Annotated in this window: 17 protein-coding genes and 5 tRNA genes; 7 read left to right on the forward strand and 15 right to left on the reverse strand. The window is 38.8% G+C overall.

Translation table 11 applies throughout. From position 1 onward, the window contains the following. The first annotated feature begins 143 nt into the window (after positions 1-143). Both L2737_RS12765 and fabA read left to right on the forward strand, forming a co-directional pair. Positions 144-1883 (forward strand): S16 family serine protease, encoded by a 1740-nt coding sequence (locus tag L2737_RS12765; RefSeq protein ID WP_248955958.1) that lies wholly within the window; start codon positions 144-146, stop codon positions 1881-1883. 72 nt (positions 1884-1955) lie between these two features. Next, positions 1956-2471: a 3-hydroxyacyl-[acyl-carrier-protein] dehydratase FabA gene (gene fabA, locus L2737_RS12770; RefSeq protein ID WP_248955959.1), complete on the forward strand. Its 516-nt coding sequence runs from the start codon at positions 1956-1958 to the stop codon at positions 2469-2471. 76 nt (positions 2472-2547) lie between these two features. Here fabA and rmf read toward each other — a convergent pair whose 3' ends face one another. The 5 genes from rmf to rlmKL all read right to left on the reverse strand — a co-directional run bounded on the left by rmf (position 2548) and on the right by rlmKL (position 9181). Next, positions 2548-2724, reverse strand: coding sequence for a ribosome modulation factor (gene rmf, locus L2737_RS12775; protein WP_102528615.1), 177 nt, complete (start codon positions 2722-2724; stop codon positions 2548-2550). A gap of 199 nt (positions 2725-2923) precedes the next feature. After that, positions 2924-4816 (reverse strand): DUF3466 family protein, encoded by a 1893-nt coding sequence (locus tag L2737_RS12780; RefSeq protein WP_229369877.1) that lies wholly within the window; start codon positions 4814-4816, stop codon positions 2924-2926. Between the two features lie 25 nt (positions 4817-4841). Beyond that, positions 4842-6767, reverse strand: coding sequence for an ABC transporter ATP-binding protein (locus L2737_RS12785; protein WP_229369880.1), 1926 nt, complete (start codon positions 6765-6767; stop codon positions 4842-4844). After that, positions 6764-7030 (reverse strand): glutaredoxin family protein, encoded by a 267-nt coding sequence (locus L2737_RS12790; protein ID WP_248955960.1) that lies wholly within the window; start codon positions 7028-7030, stop codon positions 6764-6766. Before L2737_RS12790 ends, L2737_RS12785 begins: the two co-directional genes overlap by 4 nt. A gap of 3 nt (positions 7031-7033) precedes the next feature. Then, positions 7034-9181 carry a bifunctional 23S rRNA (guanine(2069)-N(7))-methyltransferase RlmK/23S rRNA (guanine(2445)-N(2))-methyltransferase RlmL gene (gene rlmKL / locus L2737_RS12795; protein WP_248955961.1) on the reverse strand — a complete coding sequence of 716 codons (2148 nt, stop codon included), beginning with the start codon at positions 9179-9181 and terminating at the stop codon, positions 7034-7036. A 330-nt stretch (positions 9182-9511) separates the two neighbouring features. Between rlmKL and L2737_RS12800 the strand changes: the two genes are divergently transcribed. The 5 genes from L2737_RS12800 to L2737_RS12820 all read left to right on the forward strand — a co-directional run bounded on the left by L2737_RS12800 (position 9512) and on the right by L2737_RS12820 (position 10095). Beyond that, positions 9512-9588: transfer RNA gene (locus L2737_RS12800), tRNA-Met, on the forward strand. 51 nt (positions 9589-9639) lie between these two features. Further along, positions 9640-9716, forward strand: a tRNA-Met gene (locus L2737_RS12805). Positions 9717-9748: 32 nt separating this feature from the next. Next, positions 9749-9825 (forward strand) — tRNA-Met (locus L2737_RS12810). Between the two features lie 28 nt (positions 9826-9853). Next, positions 9854-9930: transfer RNA gene (locus L2737_RS12815), tRNA-Met, on the forward strand. Positions 9931-10018: 88 nt separating this feature from the next. Next, positions 10019-10095, forward strand: a tRNA-Met gene (locus L2737_RS12820). 414 nt (positions 10096-10509) lie between these two features. Here the strand turns inward: L2737_RS12820 and galU are convergent. The 10 genes from galU to L2737_RS12870 all read right to left on the reverse strand — a co-directional run bounded on the left by galU (position 10510) and on the right by L2737_RS12870 (position 21719). Continuing rightward, positions 10510-11391, reverse strand: a complete 882-nt coding sequence (gene galU, locus L2737_RS12825) for a UTP--glucose-1-phosphate uridylyltransferase GalU (protein WP_102527052.1) — start codon at positions 11389-11391, stop codon at positions 10510-10512. A gap of 91 nt (positions 11392-11482) precedes the next feature. Beyond that, entirely contained in the window at positions 11483-12832 is a 1350-nt protein-coding gene (locus L2737_RS12830; RefSeq protein ID WP_248955962.1) for an O-antigen ligase family protein, read from the reverse strand. Positions 12833-12839: 7 nt separating this feature from the next. Further along, entirely contained in the window at positions 12840-13562 is a 723-nt protein-coding gene (locus tag L2737_RS12835) for a hypothetical protein (protein WP_133146620.1), read from the reverse strand. 7 nt (positions 13563-13569) lie between these two features. Next, on the reverse strand, positions 13570-14295 hold the full coding sequence (locus tag L2737_RS12840; protein ID WP_248955963.1) for a tyrosine-protein phosphatase: 726 nt from the start codon (positions 14293-14295) through the stop codon (positions 13570-13572). Next, complete coding sequence (locus tag L2737_RS12845) at positions 14292-16502, reverse strand: GumC family protein (RefSeq protein ID WP_248955964.1); 2211 nt, start codon at positions 16500-16502, stop codon at positions 14292-14294. The genes L2737_RS12840 and L2737_RS12845 overlap by 4 nt, the downstream gene beginning before the upstream one ends. Then, on the reverse strand, positions 16502-17026 hold the full coding sequence (locus L2737_RS12850) for a polysaccharide biosynthesis/export family protein (RefSeq protein WP_102527057.1): 525 nt from the start codon (positions 17024-17026) through the stop codon (positions 16502-16504). The genes L2737_RS12845 and L2737_RS12850 overlap by 1 nt, the downstream gene beginning before the upstream one ends. 9 nt (positions 17027-17035) lie before the next feature. Continuing rightward, positions 17036-18250: an outer membrane beta-barrel protein gene (locus L2737_RS12855; protein WP_157936193.1), complete on the reverse strand. Its 1215-nt coding sequence runs from the start codon at positions 18248-18250 to the stop codon at positions 17036-17038. A 13-nt stretch (positions 18251-18263) separates the two neighbouring features. Further along, positions 18264-19664 carry an undecaprenyl-phosphate glucose phosphotransferase gene (locus L2737_RS12860; protein ID WP_229369894.1) on the reverse strand — a complete coding sequence of 467 codons (1401 nt, stop codon included), beginning with the start codon at positions 19662-19664 and terminating at the stop codon, positions 18264-18266. A gap of 149 nt (positions 19665-19813) precedes the next feature. Next, positions 19814-20536, reverse strand: coding sequence for a WecB/TagA/CpsF family glycosyltransferase (locus L2737_RS12865; protein WP_248955965.1), 723 nt, complete (start codon positions 20534-20536; stop codon positions 19814-19816). Then, entirely contained in the window at positions 20526-21719 is a 1194-nt protein-coding gene (locus L2737_RS12870) for a glycosyltransferase family 2 protein (RefSeq protein ID WP_346349195.1), read from the reverse strand. The genes L2737_RS12865 and L2737_RS12870 overlap by 11 nt, the downstream gene beginning before the upstream one ends.

Below are 21719 nucleotides of genomic sequence, written 5' to 3' on the forward strand. Positions count from 1 at the left end.
TCTAATTCAAATAGAGCTGGTGCTTTTTGAACTCAAAAATGATGAATAAAACGCTTTTAAACCTTCACTAGACTTGAATCATTTCAATGATATGACGATATAGTGTGCTAAAATCTTTTTAATGATTTCTAAAACGTAAAGCTATGACCACAACTTTAATCCCAACCTCGCAACTTGCACCACAATATACTTTGCCTCAATCTTTACCAAGTACCATTTATTTAAGCCAATTGCTACTTGGCCAAGAGCGTTGTGTTGATGCTTTTAACTTAATGAGCAAAGTTGAGCAACAGCATTTATATTTGGCCGACTATGCAAGTATCGATCGTGCCCTCTTTATAAAAGCCCTGGTTGGGCAAGCCAATACGCCTTCTGATTCATACCTCGTTGCCACGAAAAGTAAAAACGAAAACCATGAATTTAGTTTTCGCTGGCAAACAGAGCTTCCTTCAGCCAATGTCGGCACTATAGCCAGTCAAAACCAGTTATTTAGTTATGTAAGTGGTCAAATTCGCCGAGCTGATTTAATTGGTAAAATGCAGAAAACAGATAAAGCCAGTCAATATAAAGCTGGCATACTTGCATCGAACCACTTTGTATTTATTGATGTCGAATCGCTTTGGAAACGCGAAGGACTGTGGGAGTTTGTCATGCAAATTCTTGAACAGGGGTTTTATCGTATAAACAGTGAACTCGCACCAATTCCACTGAATTGTAAAATTATCCTTGTAGGTTCTGCTAATCTATTTACCCATTTGCGTACTGAAGACAGAGTTTTCTTTAAGTATTTTCCTTTGCTTGCTGAAGTCAATTCAGAGCTAGATTTAACAAAGTATTCTGAAAGCCAATATTTACAATGGTTAATGAGTTTAGCCAACGAATACGATATTCAGTTAGAGCTTTCCTCATTAATGCCTTTATTTTGGTATAGCGCTAAGCTCACCGAGCACCAACAACGCTTAAGTCTATCGATGCAGCAAATAACTCAAGTGCTATTGCAAGCTAAGGCATACACGAATAATAAAGCGGTCACAGCATCAGCAATCGCTAAAGTCATTTTACATGCCAAAAAACGTCATGACAGCTCAGCGCAATATACAGCGCAAAATTTTGCAGACAATTTCATTAATCTGCAAACATCTGGTGAGATGATTGGGCAAATCAATGGCTTAACTGTCGTGGACACCCATGATGCTAGTTATGGTGAACCCGCCAGAATTACGACTACCGTGCATTACGGCGACGGTGAAGTCATCGATATTGAAAGAAAATCTGAATTAGGCGGTAATATCCATACTAAAGGCATGATGATCCTATCAGCGTCTTTATACCGTATTTTCGGGCGTGATGTGCCATTACATTTAAATGCCAACATTGTATTCGAACAGTCTTATCAAGAGATAGATGGTGATAGTGCTTCACTAGCAGAGTACTGCTGTTTAATGTCTGCCATTGCTGAGCAGCCTATTAACCAAGCGTTTGCCATTACAGGCGCGTTAGATCAATTTGGCAATGTGCAAGCTATCGGTGGCGTCAATGAGAAAATCGAAGGCTTCTTTAATTTGTGCCAAACGCGTGGCTTAAATGGTGAACACAGTGTCATTATACCTAAAGCTAATGTGTTACAACTAAACCTTGAGCCTGAGATCATCGATGCCATATCGAAGGGTTTATTCCATGTACATGCTATTGAACATATGGATGAAGCCATCTCATTGCTTATGCAGATACCTGCTGGCGAGAGAAATCAAGACAATGATTTTCCTGAAAAATCTTTATATGGCTTAGTCCAACAAAGGTTAGAAAAAATGGCAGGTCAAGATGATGACGATATCGAACCATCATTTTTGCAAAAAATATTAATAAAATTACGCATTATTTAGTGATCGGAGTTGTTTAGCTTACACGTGTTCGCTATCTTGTCACCCTACTCAACATAAAGTGGTAATATTTAAATGGTAAAAGCTAACAGTTTCACTAAAGAAGAGTTAATCGCATGCGGCAATGGTACCCTTTTTGCGCCTAACTCACCTCGCTTACCTATCGACAATATGTTGATGATTGACCGTATAACTAAAATTAATGAAAACGGTGGTGAGTACGGTAAAGGCGAAATCGTAGCTGAACTCGATATTACTCCTGACCTATGGTTTTTTGATTGCCACTTTAATGGCGACCCTGTTATGCCTGGTTGCTTGGGGCTTGATGCAATGTGGCAATTAGTCGGATTTTACTTAGGTTGGGAAGGCGCTGAAGGTAAAGGACGTGCTCTGGGTGTTGGCGAAGTCAAATTCACTGGCCAAGTATTACCAGAAGCTAAAAAAGTCACCTACAAACTCACATTAAAGCGTAAGATTCATCGTAAACTAGTGATGGGTATTGCAGATGCTGTGATGGAAGTCGATGGCCGTGAAATATACAGTGCTACAGATTTAAAAGTGGGTATTTTTACTGATACTTCGTCATTTTAAAAATCACTTAACTCCAAATCTTAAAAGCCCTCACCATTCTTGTGAGGGCTTTTTTTTATTTCATTACCCATCAAAACTATTTATTAAATAAACCGCTTAAACGGCCATCAACACCTTCACGCCACCCGCCTAACCATTGTGATTTAGAATCTAAAGTTCCATATGGACAAAGTTCTTTTGAACGTCCAGCAATTCCTGCTTGGAAGCCTTTAGAAAAAGCTCTATCTAGTCGATCTCTTTTTTGTCTTTTCATTAACACATCCTCATTTTGTTAATTAAGCGCAATTAGTGAATAGATCACTAATGGCTTCACAATAAGAGATAGGCGATTTTTCATACAAGATCAATGTCGGTTTATGACATTTTTTCGCATTTTTAATTAAGGTATTGAGAAAAAAGACAAAAAAAAATCGAGGAAAAAACCTCGACTTTTTGTTTAAAGAATGCTCAATCTATTTCATTTTACGGCGACGCAACCAAAGTAATGGTAAGCCCAATAACCAAGCTAAAGAAGCAGCTCCTTTACGTACATAAGGTTCATCTTCGACAAGATCTGACTCTGTACACGCTTCTTGATTACCTGACGTTGGTTTCAGCACAACCATACGGGTTAAGAATGATGTTACAGGATCCCCGTTACCATCAATTTCAAATAAAGGCGTACCGTTCTCACCTAAAATCAGGTTCCCATCAGAGTCGTATTGATAAATTGGCTTACGTACGAAAGCAGTACCTACTATCGTGCCTTCTTCATTAATGCTATTCGCTTCAACAACATAAAATTCAGCGCCGTAAGACAGGATAGAACCATCGCCATCAATCACTTCAACTTGATGACGACTCCATTCACCGTCTTCATCTTGCTCGTAACCTTTTGACTCACAGGTTAAGTTATTATTGATATTGATAAACTCGCTGTCGTTCATGTTATACAAGAACGCTGCTTTTGGGCGTGGTTTATCTTTGTCATAAGTAACCTCAATATTACCTACAACTTGACCCGCGTTGTTAATCGCTTTCGGTTTACTGGTTAAATCAGACAACCCTTCTTGAAAATCATCTGGCACCACAATTTCAGCAGCAGGATCATTGATATCATAGTAGAAGAACTTCTCTCTTAAATAACCGCTGATATATTTTTGAAAGCTACCTACAACAATACCATTATCATTGACATCATAAGCGATAGAGCTATAAACAGTATCACTGAAAATATCCGGATCAATCCAGTTATACTGGTAATCACCATTGCTATCTTTTTGCCAATATGCGGCATCTTGGTATAAATCGTCTTTGTCACCATTTCGATAAGTGTGAGAGCGACCTACGACCACATCATCATTATTAATACCTAAACCTTGAGCAATATAATTTAATGTCGAATCTTCATCAGGTGTTAACCCTAATGGCAGCTCTACAATATTATCTTCTGGAATTGTATTATCTGCTTCTATTTGCCACACATGAGCACGTGTTTGGTAAGAGATATTACGACGACCATTTGAAGGGTATTGGTCTGCTTGCACACAAATTTCTACTGGTGCAGGAAACTCTAGATCTTCATCCAAACTTGTATCAATACAGTTATCAATACGATCAGAACTGAATTCAATAATATCGGTACTAGCATAACCAGCCACTAAATTATTATTGTTAACCGCAGCAGCAGCTGACCAGCCACCCAGTTCAACCACAAAATCATCATCTTCACGAATATAGGTTTGATAAGATGGGATTAACTCGATTTCAGAACCATCATCTGTGACCGCAACCCCGCGCAGCTCAAAGTCACGGTAATACCAAAACTCTTGGTCTTCATCGCTACCTTCGTAATCCATCGTTTTTTCAGGTGCTGTATAAGAACCAACTTTTACACCATCATCATTCATGCCGTAAAAGAAAGTATCAACAGAGTTGATAATTAACTCACCTTCATCATCAACATCAGTTGGCGCGGTGGTCCCATTGACGCTAAAAAAGTTTGGATTCCATGGCGATTCAGCATCATTTTCTTCTGCTGTGAAAGTGTAATTATTGGCAATAATCGGCAAGAATACCGAATAGACAATGGCCTCTTCTGGCGCAATCCCGTCTTCAACATCAATAACGCCATCATCGTCTTCATCATCTACAGATAATTTTTTCTTACCTTTAGATACACCGACCAATTCATCATTGGCATTTACGCCAAGCGCATAGCCGCGGCTGGTGCCATCGACATTACCTTTGAGATCAAAATCTTCAATATTTACAATTTCATATACTGGAGCAGCATGCACACTGCCGATGGCGCCAAGCACACTCAAGGCAACGACAGATAATGCCTTATCAAACTTCGACTTCATTTTAATTCCTATTTTTATTATGCGCTTACTTCAATGACTCGAGTTCTTCCCAACGTTCAAAGCAAGTGTCCAATTCTTGTTCTTTTGCCGCCAATGCCTGTAGCACTGAGTTGACAGTATCTTGTGGTTGGCTATAAAAATCAGCTGAAGCCACAGTGTTTTGTAATTCTTCTACTTCCTGTTCTAACGTCTCCATTTTACTCGGCAATTGCTCGAGCTCACGTTGAAGTTTGAATGATAATTTCTTAGGCGCATTGGTTGTTGCTTGCTTAGGCTTTTCAGCTTTCGTTTCAACAGGCGCTGATGCTATGACAACAGATGCGGCGTCAGGTTCCTCAGAATAAAATTTAGCTCCTTGAGAAACAGCATCATTATAACCACCAACATACTCATGCCATCCACCATTACCCGCAAACCACCAACTGCTGGTTACCGTGTTATCTATAAATTCACGGTCATGACTGACAATTAATAATGTGCCTTCAAAATCAGTCAGTAGAGACTCTAACAATTCTAGGGTCTCAACATCAAGGTCATTGGTTGGTTCATCAAGAATAATTAAGTTTGCAGGTCTCAGTAACAGGCGTGCCAGCAACAAACGGTTTTTCTCACCACCTGATAACGCTTTGACAGGCGTTCTTGCCCTGGCAGGTGAAAATAAGAAGTCTTGTAAGTAACTTAAAATATGACGGTCTTGGCCATTAATTGTTACGGTACTTTTACCATCACCAACATTTTCTTCAACTGTTTTTTCTGGGTCAAGCGCTTCGCGGTATTGGTCAAAATAAGCAACTTCAAGCTTGGTACCAACTTTTACTTCACCTGATTGAGGTGTTAGTTGCTCAATCAATAACTTAATCAGCGTCGATTTACCACAGCCGTTTGGTCCAATTAATGCGATTCTATCACCGCGCATAACCGTTGAACTGAAGTTTTTAACTAAATCTTTTTCAGGAAGATTATAGTTTAGCTCTTTAATATCAAATACTAACTTACCAGAACGCTCTGTATCACTGACGTTCATCTTGGCGTTGCCTTGTCGATTCAAACGCTCGCTGCGCTCACTTCTCAATGCTTTTAATGCTCGGACTCGGCCTTCATTACGCGTACGACGTGCTTTAACGCCCTGACGGATCCAAGTTTCCTCTTCTGCCAGTTTTTTATCAAAGTGAGCATTTTGCTCAGCCTCAACCCGCAACCACTCTTGCTTACCTTCTAAGTACATTTTGTAATTGCCAGGCCAAGACGTGACAACACCACGGTCCAGATCAACAATTCGGGTTGCCATACGGTGAATAAAACCACGGTCATGGCTGACGAATACGATGGCACCTTTAAAGTTAAGCAAGAATTGCTCTAACCATTCAATGGTATCAATGTCGAGGTGGTTGGTTGGTTCATCAAGTAATAATAAGTCTGGCTCGCTGACTAGAGCACGTGCTAAAGCAACCTTGCGTTGCCAGCCACCAGATAACTCACTTAATGGCTTATCTGGATCGAGTCCAAGTAATTCACAATTCTGGATAATTCTTGAATCAAGTTGCCAACCATTATTATGATCTAGTGACTCTTGAAGACGCGTCATTTGATTGAGCATCTTTTCCATTGCTTCTGGCTCAGCAGTAGCAACGTCATGGGAAAGCTGATGATAACGCTCAAGTTGCTCGCCAATTTCTTTAAGTCCCGCTGAGATATACTTATAAACCGTCCCCGTTTCCGCTTTAGGCGGATCTTGCTGTAAACGGCTAACATTCACATCTGAGGCGATATTAAATTCACCATCGTCAAGTAGCACATCACCTGATAGGACTTTCATCAAACTTGATTTGCCTGCGCCATTTCGGCCGACAATACAAACACGCTCACCAGGTAAAATAGTGAAATCAGAATTTTTCAATAATGGCGTATAACCATAGGCTAACGAACCATTATTAATACGAACTAGACTCAAACGACGCTCCTAATAAAATCAGTTAACTGTGGCACATCAAATGGCCAAAACAGTTCTTTATCACCCATAACTAACACTGGAATTGAAATACCGTAACGCTCAGCAAGTACTTCATCATCGCATATATCAATATGTTGATAACTCAGGGCTAATTGCTCAACCAGCGATTGAGCAATTTCACACAAATGGCATCCCTCTGTGTGATATAAAATTAAATCTGAGTTTTCAGTTTTTGTGTTAGTTAACATATTACGACTCTGCATGCCTTAGCTGCTGTAAGGCGACTTAGCATGAGTGATTGACCATGTGTTATGGATGTGTGGATTACGCTTATAATCCATTGGTAAGGTTTGGTTATCAATGTTCTTCACGTCCATTTTATATTGGCCTAAAAGGTTGATATCCATTTTAAATTTACGTTTGTTGTTAGAGAAAATGATCTCACCCGTTGGGCTCAACAATTTAATCAAATCAACCAATAAAGCAGCATGGTCACGCTGAACATCCCAACTATCTTCCATACGCTTAGAATTTGAAAAGGTTGGCGGATCAATGAAAATCAAATCAAATTGTTCTTCACAATCTTTTATCCATTGAATGCAATTGGCTTGCTCAAACTTGTATTGTCTAACGTTGAGGTTGTTTAACTCAAAGTTTTCTTTAGCCCAAGCTAAATACGTATTCGACATATCGACTGTCGTGACAGATTTAGCGCCACCAAGGGCTGCATGAACCGATGCACTACCAGTGTAAGAGAACAAGTTTAGTACGCGTTTACCCGCTGACTTTTCACCAACCAGTTTACGGGTTAAGCGATGGTCTAAAAATAAACCAGTATCCAAATACCCAGTCAGGTTTAACTTGAATCGCGCATTATATTCTTGAGTAATAATCTCAAGCTTCTGCTCGTCTAACTTTTGGTACTGGCTAGCACCTTTTTGACGTTCGCGTGTTTTTAAGGTGACTAACTCAGGATCAATACCCAAGGCTGCAGGTAGTGATAACAATACATCGGTTAAACGACGTTTTGTCACAGCTTCAGGAATGGTAGCAGGTGCTGAGTATTCTTGAATCACAACATGATCGACATACTTATCAATCGCCACATTATATTCAGGCAAGTCGGCATCATAAATACGGTAGCTATCGATACCTTCTTTTTTGGCCCACTTAGTCAATTGCTTCATATTCTTTTTAATACGATTAGCAAACGCTGGTGAGATATCGGCAATGTCGACACCTTCCGGTAATACTGGCGCTTCACGGCGGGTACTTTTTGCGTGCAATGTATAAAGGTTAAAACCACATTCCAACGCACCGTTAAACATCTTCATTTGTTTGTCAGCTTTAAGCTTTAATGCCGATAGCAATTCAATATCGCTACACAGCATGGCAATCTTCCAGCCACCAAAATCTTTTTTAAACTTATCGCCTAACTGATAATAAAGCTGTAAAAGCTCAGTAATACTGCCTAAACGCTCACCATAAGGTGGGTTTGAGACTAAAAAGCCAGTTTCTAACGGCGGTGTCACTTCAAGCGCATCTGATACCGTAAAGTCAATTAAGTCAGCAACACCTGCATTTTCAGCATTCTGTTTTGCTAGCGCCACCATCCGAGAATCAATATCCGATCCGTAAAACTTAACATTACAACGAGATTTACCTAAGCTCGCTCGTGCTTTAGCTTCTTGTAAGATGTCTTGCCAAACTTGATCGTCATGCTGAAGCCAATGCTCAAAACCAAATCTTGCACGCTGCAATCCTGGGGCAATATCAGCAGCCATTAATGCTGCTTCAATCACAACCGTACCACTACCACAAAATGGATCTAATAAGTCAATCGGTTTAGCTTGCCAGCCACAACGAGCTAGCATATTGGCTGCTAAGTTCTCTTTTAGTGGTGCTTCACCCGTTGTTGAACGGTAACCGCGTTGGTGTAATGAAGGCCCAGAGAAGTTAATCGACATGGTAAGTTGATTATTTCGAAAATGAGCATCGATTCTAAAATCTGAATGGATACGTTCTACATCAGGACGTTCCTGACCATCATCACGAAAACGGTCAACAACAGCATCTTTAATTTTCAGTGCGCCAAACTGGGTGTTGTTAATAAACCCACCAGTACCGTGAAAATCAATACCAAATGTACTTTGATTAGAGAAGTGAGATGGCCAATCAACAGCATATGCTGCGTTATAAAGTTGCTCGGCAGACTCACAAGCACCTTTATAGATAACAACGACAATGCGGCTAGCAAGTCGAGACCACAATGTAATTCGGTAGGCAAGTTCTATAGGTGCTGAAAAATACACACCAGCGACGCTTTCCTTAACATCAGTAGCACCAAACTCTTTAAGCTCATTAGATAAGCTATATTCAAAACCCTTAGGGGCAGCAGCAAAAAAATTTAACATGGAATCGACGTCATCATCTCACAGATATAATTAAGTCGGCATTATATACCTAAACCGATTGTCAGGTGTGAAAATGTCACTGAAATGGATAAATTCTAGTCTTTTGAGTCGTTTTAGCTATTGAGTACCAATAAATCTAAGATTTATTGGATAATTTGATCCAAAAATTAGCTAATTGAAAGCAAAAACACATAGACAATGCTTAAAAGGCCACCGATTAAGGCTGAAATAGTCTATATATGCTCATTAACCCAACAAACGATCATAAATATGCTAATTCGACTTGCCAAGGGCACTATAGGTCGTTATAGTTCGCCCCGCTTAAACGGACGCGGGATGGAGCAGTTTGGTAGCTCGTCGGGCTCATAACCCGAAGGTCGTTGGTTCAAATCCAGCTCCCGCAACCAATTTTATATTGGTTATCAGGAAGTTTAAGCATCAATTAGTTTTTATTCGGACGCGGGATGGAGCAGTTTGGTAGCTCGTCGGGCTCATAACCCGAAGGTCGTTGGTTCAAATCCAGCTCCCGCAACCAATAAAATTAACTAATTGAATAATAAGTACGGACGCGGGATGGAGCAGTTTGGTAGCTCGTCGGGCTCATAACCCGAAGGTCGTTGGTTCAAATCCAGCTCCCGCAACCACTTACTTATTAAAAATTGAAAAATCGGACGCGGGATGGAGCAGTTTGGTAGCTCGTCGGGCTCATAACCCGAAGGTCGTTGGTTCAAATCCAGCTCCCGCAACCAATTTCTTATAAATGCCAATTTATAAGTTTGTAACACTCTGAAATCAGAGTTAATACATTTCAATTTGTCTCAAGATAGTTAAATCGGACGCGGGATGGAGCAGTTTGGTAGCTCGTCGGGCTCATAACCCGAAGGTCGTTGGTTCAAATCCAGCTCCCGCAACCAATTTAATATTCAAATAGTTTTCCTCTAGTATCTCAATGTAATGCTTCTCTTCTAAACATCTTTCGTTGATTGATTTTTCATTATTTAAACCTTTTGCTTTATCCGTGAATAACGTTTGCACACATTTGAGTCACTGCCTTCAAGCCAAAACTTATCACTCGCGCTTACCCTCGATACTTGTATAAGTTGTGGTTTATGCCTTTTAGTGATTATTAAGCGAATACACAGGTCAGAATATCCCCTTCTTAGTAAACAGGTCTTAATAAACAATTCTGAATACAAACATCAACTCTTATACTTTTTAAATTTAAAAGCCTGCGGGTACAAAAAAAGCCCTGAAAACATGTTCCAGGGCTTTTGTTGGTGTTCATGGCTACAAATAACTGTAGCGCATTCAATTAATGCTAGGTAAGTTTATTTAACCAGCTTTTTGATAATCTCTTTAAAATCTTTTCCAAGCTTCTTATTATTCAAGCCGTACTCGACAAAGGCAGCCATATAACTTAACTTGTCGCCGCAATCGTGAGATTTGCCCGTCATGTTAAACGCTTCTACAGCGTCAGATTCTATTAACATATCAATGGCATCGGTTAATTGAATCTCATCACCTGCACCAGCAGGCGTTTTGGCTAATAAATCCCAAATTTTTTCAGAGAGAACATAACGACCAACAACAGCAAGATTTGAGGGAGCTTCCTCAATTGATGGCTTCTCAACCATTTTAACAATCTTAGTTGAATCACCCGCCAAGACTTCAACACCATCACAATCAGCAATACCGTACTTATGCACTTCTTCTGTAGCGACTGGTGCGACCATGATTTGGCTTGCAAAGGTAGATTCATAACGGCTGATCATCGCGGCTAAATTTTCTGAGCTTTGATTAGCAGTATACTCATCCAAAATCACATCGGGCAGCACAACTGCAAATGGGTTATTACCGATACAAGGTTTAGCACACAACACGGCGTGACCTAAACCTTTAGCTTCTCCCTGGCGAACGTGCATAATCGTGACATCTTTAGGGCATATGCCCTGCACTTCTTTTAATAATTGACGTTTAACACGCTTCTCGAGTGTTGATTCCAACTCATAAGATTTATCAAAATGGTTTTCAATAGCATTTTTACTCGCATGTGTGACTAAAACGATCTCTTTCACACCGGCTTTAACACATTCGTCCACAATATATTGAATCAATGGCTTATCAACAAGTGGCAACATTTCTTTTGGAATTGCTTTGGTTGCTGGCAGCATTCGGGTACCTAGTCCCGCAACAGGAATAACAACTTTCATATGAGTCCTTTTATAGTCAAAGTTAAAATTAATTGTAAAAATTTTGAAATTATTATTTCAAGAAAAACTTAAATTTCTTATTACCTTTCGCTTAATCTCCGCGATGCCTTCGTGGCCGTTTTTTCAAGTCAGAAGGAAGGTTATAAGATAACCAGCACAAGGTTAAAATAGTTAAAAAAAGCAGAGTATTAGCGGGGGATTGCAAGTTGAAATCAACCATGTTGTGTATGCACATGTGAACAATAGCCATAGCACTACCAAAGGCCACGCCTTTATAGAATTTATTATTTCGTTTATGCATTGTTTTACACGCTAAATAGAGCCCGTATAAAACCCACAAGCCAAGCATTGCAGAAATAATCACTCCATACTCGATTGAGAATTGTATATATTCATTATGAGCATGATCATAAAAACCGCTGTATGGTCTAGGCTGGTAGCTAGGAAAAGTAGTATAAAAACTCCCACCTCCAGTACCCGTTAACCAGTTATCTTCAATTATTGGCATACTATCAATGACAACCAGATCACGTGTCTCAGAAGCAAAACTGGTATCTTCAATTCTTTGTTTTACCTTCTCAACGCCAAATATAGAACCGACAATAATTAAGTCCAAAATAATAATACTGATCACTAACGGTTTTAATAAAATAGGTGGTCTTCGATAGCAAAATATTGCGAAGACAGAAACCACTATTAATGCAGTAAAAAAGCCAGCATTTCCCATTCTTGAACGACTTAAAATTAAACCAATAATCATTAAAATAATGGCTAGTCGCAAAATCAACTTTCTACTAAACATTGTTGATAAGGCATTCAAGAAAGCTTGCCTGAATTCAAACGCTTGTCGTTGAGTATTCAACTCAGAAATAAGCCAACCCACTGCAATAGCAAGACATAATGCTAAGTAGTTAGCAAAATGATTTTGATAGACAAAAGTTCCTCTTGCTTTATCACCTTCAGCAAAATGAAAAACAGGTGAAACATCTAAATCTAACAAATAAACAAAAGAACCGTAGAATGCTTGAAAACATCCCGACAAAATAATGCTAAAAACAACCCAACGTAACATTCTTTCATCTTTGCAATACTCACTTAGTAACAGGACAAATATTAAATAAGTGAGCGTTTTCAATAATTGATGAGTCGTTTGATAAGCATCTACAGTGTCAATTCCAGGTATGACTCCAATAACTTGAAGTAATAAATACACCAACATAACCACAATCGGAATCAACAGAGTCTTTTGCCAATCAAAACTTAAAATTGGTTTTTCATGCTTCGCACAATAAGCAAGGTGAAAACAAGCCAAACTGAATACAGCTAATTCTAAAATCGACCAAGCCCAAATTCGATTACTCCCCAAAGGGAGCGGAGCGATGATAATTAAACTACAGAGAAAGAAAATAAAATACTTTGAAATTCGTGAAGAAGTTTCCATTTATTTATCAACCAAACCTTTTATAAAAATGGTGACATAAAGATTCTGAAACCCATTGTTGTCCGGCCTCTGAAATCTCTATAGCAGTGTATTTCATATAACTACACACAACCGATGTACGCTGATAATTTCTTGTTAATTGCTGCAATTCTAATTTCATAGACCATTGTGACTCAACTGCAACCAAACTCGTTTCAAGTACAAGCTTTTTCTGTTCCACAGATAATTGAGGCCAAAAAAAGAATCCTACTGCAAGCACTTGCCTTAAGACCTCAGGAGTATAAGGGCCATAACGTAAGCCTTTTTCTAATAGAGGCCAAGCTGTATCGAGGTCACTATTTAAAAACGCGAGACTAGCCCCATAATCTGCATAAGCATTAGGCCACAATGGCCGTAACTTTATAGCTGTCATATAGAGCTGACTATGTTTTTTGACATCAATGTCATAGAACTGATGATAAGCCCCCCACTCCAATACTTTTGCAAATGATAATATGTAATGAGGGTTTGAGTTATCTAGCGAATAAGCATTCACAGCTGCAACTTTCGCTTGTTGAAATTGAGCTTTTGATGGCTGCTGATTGCCTTCCCACAATTTTAAATAAAATAAGGTTTTAAAATGATAGGCATTCGCTACACCTTTTTGTATAAGTAAAGGTAGAAAAGCTAACAAAACAACAATCAATGCAGCATAAATTAATCTGCGTGTTGAGGGCATTTTATGCATCATATTCCATTTATGAAAAAAGTCGCTTAGAGATTAGATTAGGAAAGTCATGTACTAACTGTTGAGCATATTCTTCATCTATAAGTTCAGCGATCACGTTTCTAGCTTCTAGAAGTTTTGGTGGTCTTCGCTTAATAGAATGACAATCTGAGCCGACAATAGTATATAGCTTTTCTTTTAACCACCGTTCACTCGTCAATTGAGGTAGCTCTCCAAATTGCCCTAACAATGAAGCTGCCGTTAATTGAAATAAACAGCCCCTTTGTTGAAATACCTTTATTCTTTCTGGATATCGTTGCAGTTCTCTATTTCTTTCAGGGTGTGCAATCATCGGAATGATGTCAAAATTGAGTAACCAGTCAATCAGTTTGTCAGCACCAGCAGGTATATGGCTACTTGGTAGTTCAAGCAATAGAACCTTTTTTTCTTGATAATCTCCAATAAAAGGTAATAAACCTTGCTGGGCAAATAAAATAATTTCAGGGCAGATGCGCACTTCAGCCGCAACGCTTAATTCAATATTCATGCCTTGAGCTTTAAGCTCATCTTTTACTATATTTGCAGCGTCATTGATAATTTTCAGGTTGTTATCATATATTCCAATGTGAATATGAGGCGTGGCCACTATTCTGGTAATTCCCTGTTCAACGGACAAATTAATGAGTGCAATCGATTCTTGTAAATCTTTTGCACCATCATCAATTCCAGGAAGTACGTGGCAATGAATATCTATCACGAGGCTTTATCAACAGGTAGCTGAACTTCAACCTCGTTACTCTCATAAGGTTGATAATAACCATATTGACCATGATACTGTTGAGCGTCTTTGATATTCAGTTGATTTAGCACGACACCGAAGACTTTGCCTCGAGCCTGGTATAATTTAGCCAAGGTTAATTTAACAGCTTCTGAGCGAGTGGTAGCAGCTTTAACCACGGTGACAACTGCATCACTGTGGGGCGCTATAACAAGCGCATCACTTACTGCTTGAATCGGAGGGGTATCAACAATAATTTTAGTGTATTGCTGCTTCAGTATTGTCATGACTTCAGCAAAGTAAGGAGATGACAATAATTCTTGAGGGTTGAGCGGAATGGCTCCTGCAGCTAACACATCAACATTAGGCTTAACATCTCTCACAATGCAGGAATTAATATCATCAGCACCTGATAGCACATTTGATAACCCAGGTTGATAGTTTGGTAAACCAAAACGGCTGCCAATATTGGGCTTTCTCATATCAGCATCAATTATCAGCACTTTTTCCATACCTGAAAAAGCAAATGCTAAATTCATCGCTACTGTAGTTTTCCCTTCATTGGGAAATGAAGATGAGACTTCAATAATCCGAAGTTCTTGCCCCAACGCCATTAAAGAAAGCGATGTTCTAATCGTTCGTACTGACTCAGCATGCATCTTGGCGTTACTGTCAAAAAATGCAAAATTAACTTCATCATAACTGGCTTTCTTATCCGCTTTAGGGATATAACCTAACGCTCGCTGCGATAGTACTTTTTCAACATCGTCAGTTGTTTTGATTGTATCGTTTAACGCATCAAGCACTAAAACAACCACAATAGCAAAAATAAAACTGGCTAAGAAAGCAGCCACAACAATGAGTTTCTTGTTAGGTTTAATAGGGTTGTAAGGTGTTACAGCCCTATCGGTAAAGCGTGCAACAGGCGAGTCAAAATCACCTGTCACTTCTGTTTCTTTTTGGCGAGAAAGAAAACTTTCAAATAATTGTTGATTAGTATTAACTTCACGTACCAAGCGTTTGTATGTGGTATCAATGGTACTTAGATCCTGAAAGTCACCTTTAGAACTATTAAACTGTTGCTCTAACGCTTTTAGGTTTTGAGTCGCTGTTTGCGCTTCATCTTCGATACCCTGCACCAAACGGCCAATTTGTATGCGCAAGTTTTTTTCAACTGTGGCTAATTCTGCATTAGCTGCAATTAATTTTGGGTGTTTAGGGCCATATACTTGCTTTAATTCAGACACTTTACGTTCGACAATACTGACTTCACGTTTGACATTTTGAATAGAAAGATGAGAAGTGACTTCTGGTAAACTTTCTAATCTGCCAATGTCATTTGCACCATACTTCTTAACAACGGCCATGAAACTGTCAGCTTGCGCTTTACGAGATCTCGCAACGGTAATCTCATCACTCAAACGCTGCAACTCTTTTGCATCTAGCGCTGTAACCCCTTCAACATCCACAAGGCCGTTTTTAATTCTAAACTGCTCTAAACGATGTTCTGATGCATCAAGATTGACACGTAGGTCTTCTAATCGTCCACCTAGCCAAATATTGGCTTTTTGAGTCATCCCAGCTTTAGCTTCTAATTGACTCAAAATGTACGCATCGCCTACAGCATTGGAGACTAAGGATGCGAGCTCTGGGTCGGGGGTTTCGTAACTAATATTAACTAACTGAGTTTTACGAATTGGTCTAATAAAAATGTTACTTGCAAAACCACTCACTCTTTGTTGATACACTTTATTGTGATCAACTGGGGCACTTTCTTCTTTTGGCAGAAAATCAAAGTTATTTTTAAATTGCTTGAATAACGATGGCTGTGGCTGAAATTGCGGATGATTCTCCAAATCTAATTCGTTAAAAACCCTTTCAGCAATGGAGCGGGATTTAAGGATTTCGAATTGAGTTAAATAATATTCCCGTTGCCCTGAATTAATGCCATACACTTCATCAATTTTAATCGCACTCGCTTGTTCAGACTCTATCAATAGCGTCGATGTGGCTGAATAAATAGGCTTCATACTCATCACCACAAACACTGTCAGTGCGGTAACAAGAATAGAAAAAGCTAGAATGCGCCACTTAAAATACAGTAACGGCTTAAAGAGTTTTTTAAAGTCAATTAACTGCTCAGGAAGAATAGGTGATGTTTTTTCGATAGGTGTTGTTGATATCATTAAAAAAATCTCTGTTCTATGGTTACCGTATCACCAGCATTGATTTTAGTTTTAATCTCCGCACTTTCAGACTGAGTTTTGGTTCCTTCACGAGAGATAAAGATTTTATCTGTTGAAGCTCTCTCTGTTAATCCTCCAGCCAATGCTACAGCTTGGTTTATTGTCATCCCTGGTTGATAAGGATACCCGCCAGGTTTTTTTACTTCGCCATGAATGTAAAATGGACGGTAATGCACAATACCTACATAAACACTAGGCTCGACAAAGTAGTCACCTTTCAATCCGGAATAAATTAAATTCTCAACTTCTTTCACTGTTAAGCCTTTAAGTGCTAACGTACCTAAAAATGGATAATTAACCGTACTACTGTTGGTCAATCTGGTTTCTAACGTCAGCTTTTCTTCACCATAAACTTTTATTACGATCGTATCGCCAGCCGATAACCTATGATTATCTTCATCATTTTCGGCAAAAGCATTAACGCTTGTAAACACAAGCGCTAATAACAACAGAACTAATTTCATAACCTTCCTTTACAAAGTCATTTCAGCATTGATGTAATACACATTTCTATCAAATTCGTATATATCACTCGATGAACGACTTTCATTAATATCAACGCCTGCTCTTAACATTAGCCAACGCGCGACTGAATATCCTATCGCGGCTTGGTACGTTGATGTTTTGTCTTCCCTAATAATGCCAGTAAAGTCGTCCTCTACTCTTTCATAACCTAGTTTAGTTGAAAAAAGCTCTGTCCAATTATGCTCCCATGAAGCCCCGTAACTTGTCTCACGTACATAGTCTCCTAAAAGGTTAGGATCTTTACTGCTCTGCCCTGTTTTTAGCGTCAATGCACTATAAGTTAATGGCCTCCACGTGATATCTACATCCCAGGTTAAACCGCTAAAGTCATCTCGAATACTATTATCAAAACTTTTCTGTTGATAACCTACTCTCACTTTACCTTCTGTAGAGGCCGTAGCTTCCCAGTCTGCTCCGAGTAAATAATTGGTCGTTACACTGTCTCGATTTTGTAATTCGATGTCTTGTGGACTCTTGTTATACTCAGTATCAATGCTTTGAATGCTTGCAACTAAGCTCGCTGTAGGGCTCACATCGTAATAAAACGAACCACCAAAAGTTACATCTGTGTAGTTTTTATATTGAGTTAGCTCTTCATATCGTTTGTATTCTTTTTCTAAGTATTTAGCGTTAATTCTTAATCTTGCTGGCGTACTTCTTGCTCCATACTCGTAATAACCGCCAATGGCATATACATCATAGGTATTGGGCTCTACCTGCAGGTTACCTGCGCCTTCGAAAATACCTGTACCCCTATCTTCATGACCCGCAATGTATGAACCAATGATATTAAACCGATTGGACTGGTTAAGTTCCACATCTGCTTTTAATCGAAATAAACCATCTAAATAGTTATCGTCACTGCTGCTGAAATATTCAGCATATTCAATACCAGCTTCGGCGGTATAAGAGCTATTGCCACTAAGAAGTTCAGCTTTAAGAGCAGGAGTTACCACTAAAATCATACTGTCTTCAGTATCAAGGTTTGCACTTGCGATATTGTCATCATATTTCACACTCGCATTTAACCCTGGGGTGAAATCGATCCCTGAATCAGTTTTAATCACGACGGCATTTTCAGTGTTCTGAGCCTGTGCAACAGGGACAAATAATGCACCAACTAACACTGCTATTATATTTTTATTGCCTATCAAGGTTCTCATTTTACTCTCCATGTTAGTAAGCATTATTTCCAGTAAAGCCTTTAAAAACTGTCTTAAAAATTATTTTAACGTCCCACCAAAGAGACCAATGACGTATGTATGCTAAGTCGTATTCGACACGTTTTTCCATTTTATCAATCGTGTCTGTTTCACCACGCCAACCATTAACCTGTGCCCAACCTGTAATGCCGGGACGAACTTTATGACGCAACATGTAATAAGCAACCAGTTGGCGATATTCTTCATTATGAGCAACCGCATGAGGCCTAGGCCCAACAACTGACATAGTGCCTAATAAAACATTAAAAAACTGAGGCAGTTCATCTAGTGAAGTTCGCCTTAGGAACCCCCCAATAGAAGTCAGACGGCTGTCATTTTTCGTCGCTTGGGTGACCTTGGCAGCATTTTCAGTCACCGTCATTGACCGGAATTTGAATACTTTAATCCTCTCACCACCAAGACCATACCTATCTTGTTTAAAGATCACAGCTCCCGGGGAAGTCAATTTAATCGCTATTGCTATCACCATTAAAACAGGTGAAATAGCAATAATCGCCAACGAACTAAATAAAATATCAAAAGTTCGTTTATAGAAGTTTTTCATTCCATGTACTGGTGATTCAAAAACACTAATCGTATCCAAGTCACCAACATGGCCTATACGCGCATGCATCAAATTTTTAAGTAAAAAGTCCGGTAAAATTAAAACATCGACTGTCGAATCGCCCAATTGATGAATAATATTTGAAATTCTTTTTTCTGCTAACATAGGCAAACAGATATAAAGCTTTTTCACTTCACCTTTTTTAGCCATTGCTACAACTTTATCAATAGAGCCATTTAGCAACTTTAAATATTCGCCATTAATTCTCTCTGGCTCTCTATCATCGTAAAAACCTACGCACTGAAGACCCAACTCAATATTTTCATTAAGTTCTTGGTATAAGTTGGTGCCAGATTGAGTCATACCGATAATGGCAACTTTCTGTAAACTATAACCATTACGTCGCATACTTCGCTTAACAATTCGAACTAATAATCTCCAACCAACAAGAAGTAACATTGATAAGCTAAACCAGCCAAACATCACCACTCTTGAATAGTAGTCTCCTTGTTTAAATAAAAAAACAGCTGTGATTAGTATAAAAAACGAAACGACTAATACTGTGGACATCAATCCAAGGACGTAAAGAAAACTACTTAATCGCCAAGAACGGTATATTGATATCGATTCTGCTAAATATAAGTAGAAAAAGAGTTCTGCCATCAGTAGCAAAAAATACTCTCTATCAAATGCAACTTCGTGAAAAGAAAGCATGATAAAAAATGCTGCAATGAGAAAGCTAACATCTGCCAGACGAAACGCAAAAGCTAAGCCATTTCGTGCAACATGGAAGTTTGAGGGCTTATCCACAAATTACTCCTTTTAAAAAGTGAATACTGAATTGTAATAATAAATTTGCTTGATGATATTAAAAATACAGAATGGCTTAATTGAAACTTTAGTTGGATAGATATGACGCTGAATAGCCTTTAGTGCTAGACACAAATCACTACATATATTTATTTTCTTAACGCTACATTCGCAAAGAAAATTGGAATGCCTACAACATACCGAGAAAACATCCTTTTTGGCTCTTTACTTAATCGGTAAAGCCACTCTAAACCGTTATTTCGATAAAAATCTGGAGCTCGTGAATGGCGACCAGCTTGAAAATCAATGATTGCACCACCACAAATAATTAAGGTTCTTGCGGAGTTAGCATGCTTAAGGAGCTTCGCGACTCTTTCTTGCTTTGGCATCCCCATCGCTAACACAACAATATTGAACCTTTCATCACGACAGTTTTCTTTGAAATGGTCTAAATAAGCCTCATCGTCTTTGAAACCGTCTAAAGATTGATAGTCGTTGCCAAGAAAAAGCTTGTTTGCGCCTATGCTCAACCATGGCTCTACTGTGCCATAGACTATAAAGTTGATATCAGAGTGGATAAATTGCGCTTGCTTAATAATAGAAGGAATTAAGTCAGTACCATTTAAGTTCTCACCAGCTGAAATATGATTGTATTTACACGCTATTTTGATGCCTATGCCATCACGCAACACATAATCTAATTGCCTAAAAGATTCGTCAATCTCAGTGGACTTAGCGATTAGGTTATAGCCATGTTGATTCAAAAAACCCAAGCTCGTTGGCTGATTAACATTAATTAAATGATTAATGAAATCGTCGACTTTAGATTTTTCTATATACGAAACTTTTTCGAGTATTGAACTACTGTTCATATTTGTCATCTCGCTCTGTTCTTACCCATTCTTTTTGTCTTGCCGTAAAGAATTTTTTATAGATTGAAAACTTACTAAACACATACGCCAAAATGCCAAAAACATCTTTCAACTTAATGATACTTCGACCATTAAATAACCAAGAAATAGCTATGGCTCCAACTAAAACGAGTAATAAGGTCAAACTAATGTAACTGGCAGTTGGCAACCCGAGGAGTAACAATATTAAGGTTAGAAAATTAGTTAGCACTACGATAAAAATCCACAGCACTGTTGGTGGGATAGCTGCATCTAATGCCAATAAAAATACATTCACTCTCCCTTTAACCAATGCTGTCAACATCATGTGAGGCAATATAGACATGGCGCTAATATGGCCATGTTCCCAGCGAGTTCGTTGAGATTCGGTGCCAGAAGAAGACTCAGGAAAATAACTATTAACCACAGCATGAGGATAGAATTTAGCTTGTTCATCAATACTAGCAAGCTTTAATCCTAGCTCCAGATCTTCAACAATACTGCCGCTAGCAAAAGACACCTTTGTGAATAATCGCCATGGAAACGCCATACCCGAACCTTGCAGATGACAACCTATTTTCATTTTTGCTAAACCGGTAGGTCTAATCTTATTTTTAACTAACCAAGCAAATTCGGCAACACGAGTTTTAATCGATGCGCCAATAGGAGACTTCATTAAATAAAGAGATTGAATAACTGAATTTTGAATTTGGCTTTGATTAACAAGTTTATCAAGGCTTCCTTGTTCAAATTCACAATCGGCATCTAAAACCACCAATGTTTGTGGAACATCCACTGATTTATTCAAATGTTGTACCCCATAATCAAGTGCAAACCCTTTACCTGCTTGATGAAGGTCATGCCGCTCTATCACTTCAACCGAATGAGTTTGGCAAATACTGACTGTATTATCGGTACAATTATCTGCAATGACGATGAATCTATCTCCCTCAATTAGCTGAGGTAAAAGCGCCAGTATAGTTTGCTCAATCACGAGCTCTTCATTATGGGCTGGCATCAATATTGAGCACGGTTGTCTATTTATGCTTTCTAACTTATTTCGACTGAATCTTTGGCCTATGAGCAACTCTAAGCTGATCATCAATGTAGGTACACCGATGATAATCAAAATCAAAAACGTAATTATGTTATCTAGAGTAAACAT

Source organism: Shewanella electrodiphila, from assembly GCF_023283985.1.
GTDB lineage: Bacteria > Pseudomonadota > Gammaproteobacteria > Enterobacterales > Shewanellaceae > Shewanella > Shewanella electrodiphila.

Coding starts and splice junctions, on each gene's coding strand:
- L2737_RS12835 (WP_133146620.1), bottom strand. CDS start 13,562: ATGATGCATAAAATGCCCTCAACACGCAGATTAATTTATGCTGCATTG.
- L2737_RS12870 (WP_346349195.1), bottom strand. CDS start 21,719: ATGTTTACTCTAGATAACATAATTACGTTTTTGATTTTGATTATCATC.
- L2737_RS12780 (WP_229369877.1), bottom strand. CDS start 4,816: ATGAAGTCGAAGTTTGATAAGGCATTATCTGTCGTTGCCTTGAGTGTG.
- L2737_RS12855 (WP_157936193.1), bottom strand. CDS start 18,250: ATGAGAACCTTGATAGGCAATAAAAATATAATAGCAGTGTTAGTTGGT.
- L2737_RS12790 (WP_248955960.1), bottom strand. CDS start 7,030: ATGCAGAGTCGTAATATGTTAACTAACACAAAAACTGAAAACTCAGAT.
- fabA (WP_248955959.1), top strand. CDS start 1,956: ATGGTAAAAGCTAACAGTTTCACTAAAGAAGAGTTAATCGCATGCGGC.
- rmf (WP_102528615.1), bottom strand. CDS start 2,724: ATGAAAAGACAAAAAAGAGATCGACTAGATAGAGCTTTTTCTAAAGGC.
- L2737_RS12765 (WP_248955958.1), top strand. CDS start 144: ATGACCACAACTTTAATCCCAACCTCGCAACTTGCACCACAATATACT.
- galU (WP_102527052.1), bottom strand. CDS start 11,391: ATGAAAGTTGTTATTCCTGTTGCGGGACTAGGTACCCGAATGCTGCCA.
- L2737_RS12850 (WP_102527057.1), bottom strand. CDS start 17,026: ATGAAATTAGTTCTGTTGTTATTAGCGCTTGTGTTTACAAGCGTTAAT.
- L2737_RS12830 (WP_248955962.1), bottom strand. CDS start 12,832: ATGGAAACTTCTTCACGAATTTCAAAGTATTTTATTTTCTTTCTCTGT.
- rlmKL (WP_248955961.1), bottom strand. CDS start 9,181: ATGTTAAATTTTTTTGCTGCTGCCCCTAAGGGTTTTGAATATAGCTTA.
- L2737_RS12865 (WP_248955965.1), bottom strand. CDS start 20,536: ATGAACAGTAGTTCAATACTCGAAAAAGTTTCGTATATAGAAAAATCT.
- L2737_RS12845 (WP_248955964.1), bottom strand. CDS start 16,502: ATGATATCAACAACACCTATCGAAAAAACATCACCTATTCTTCCTGAG.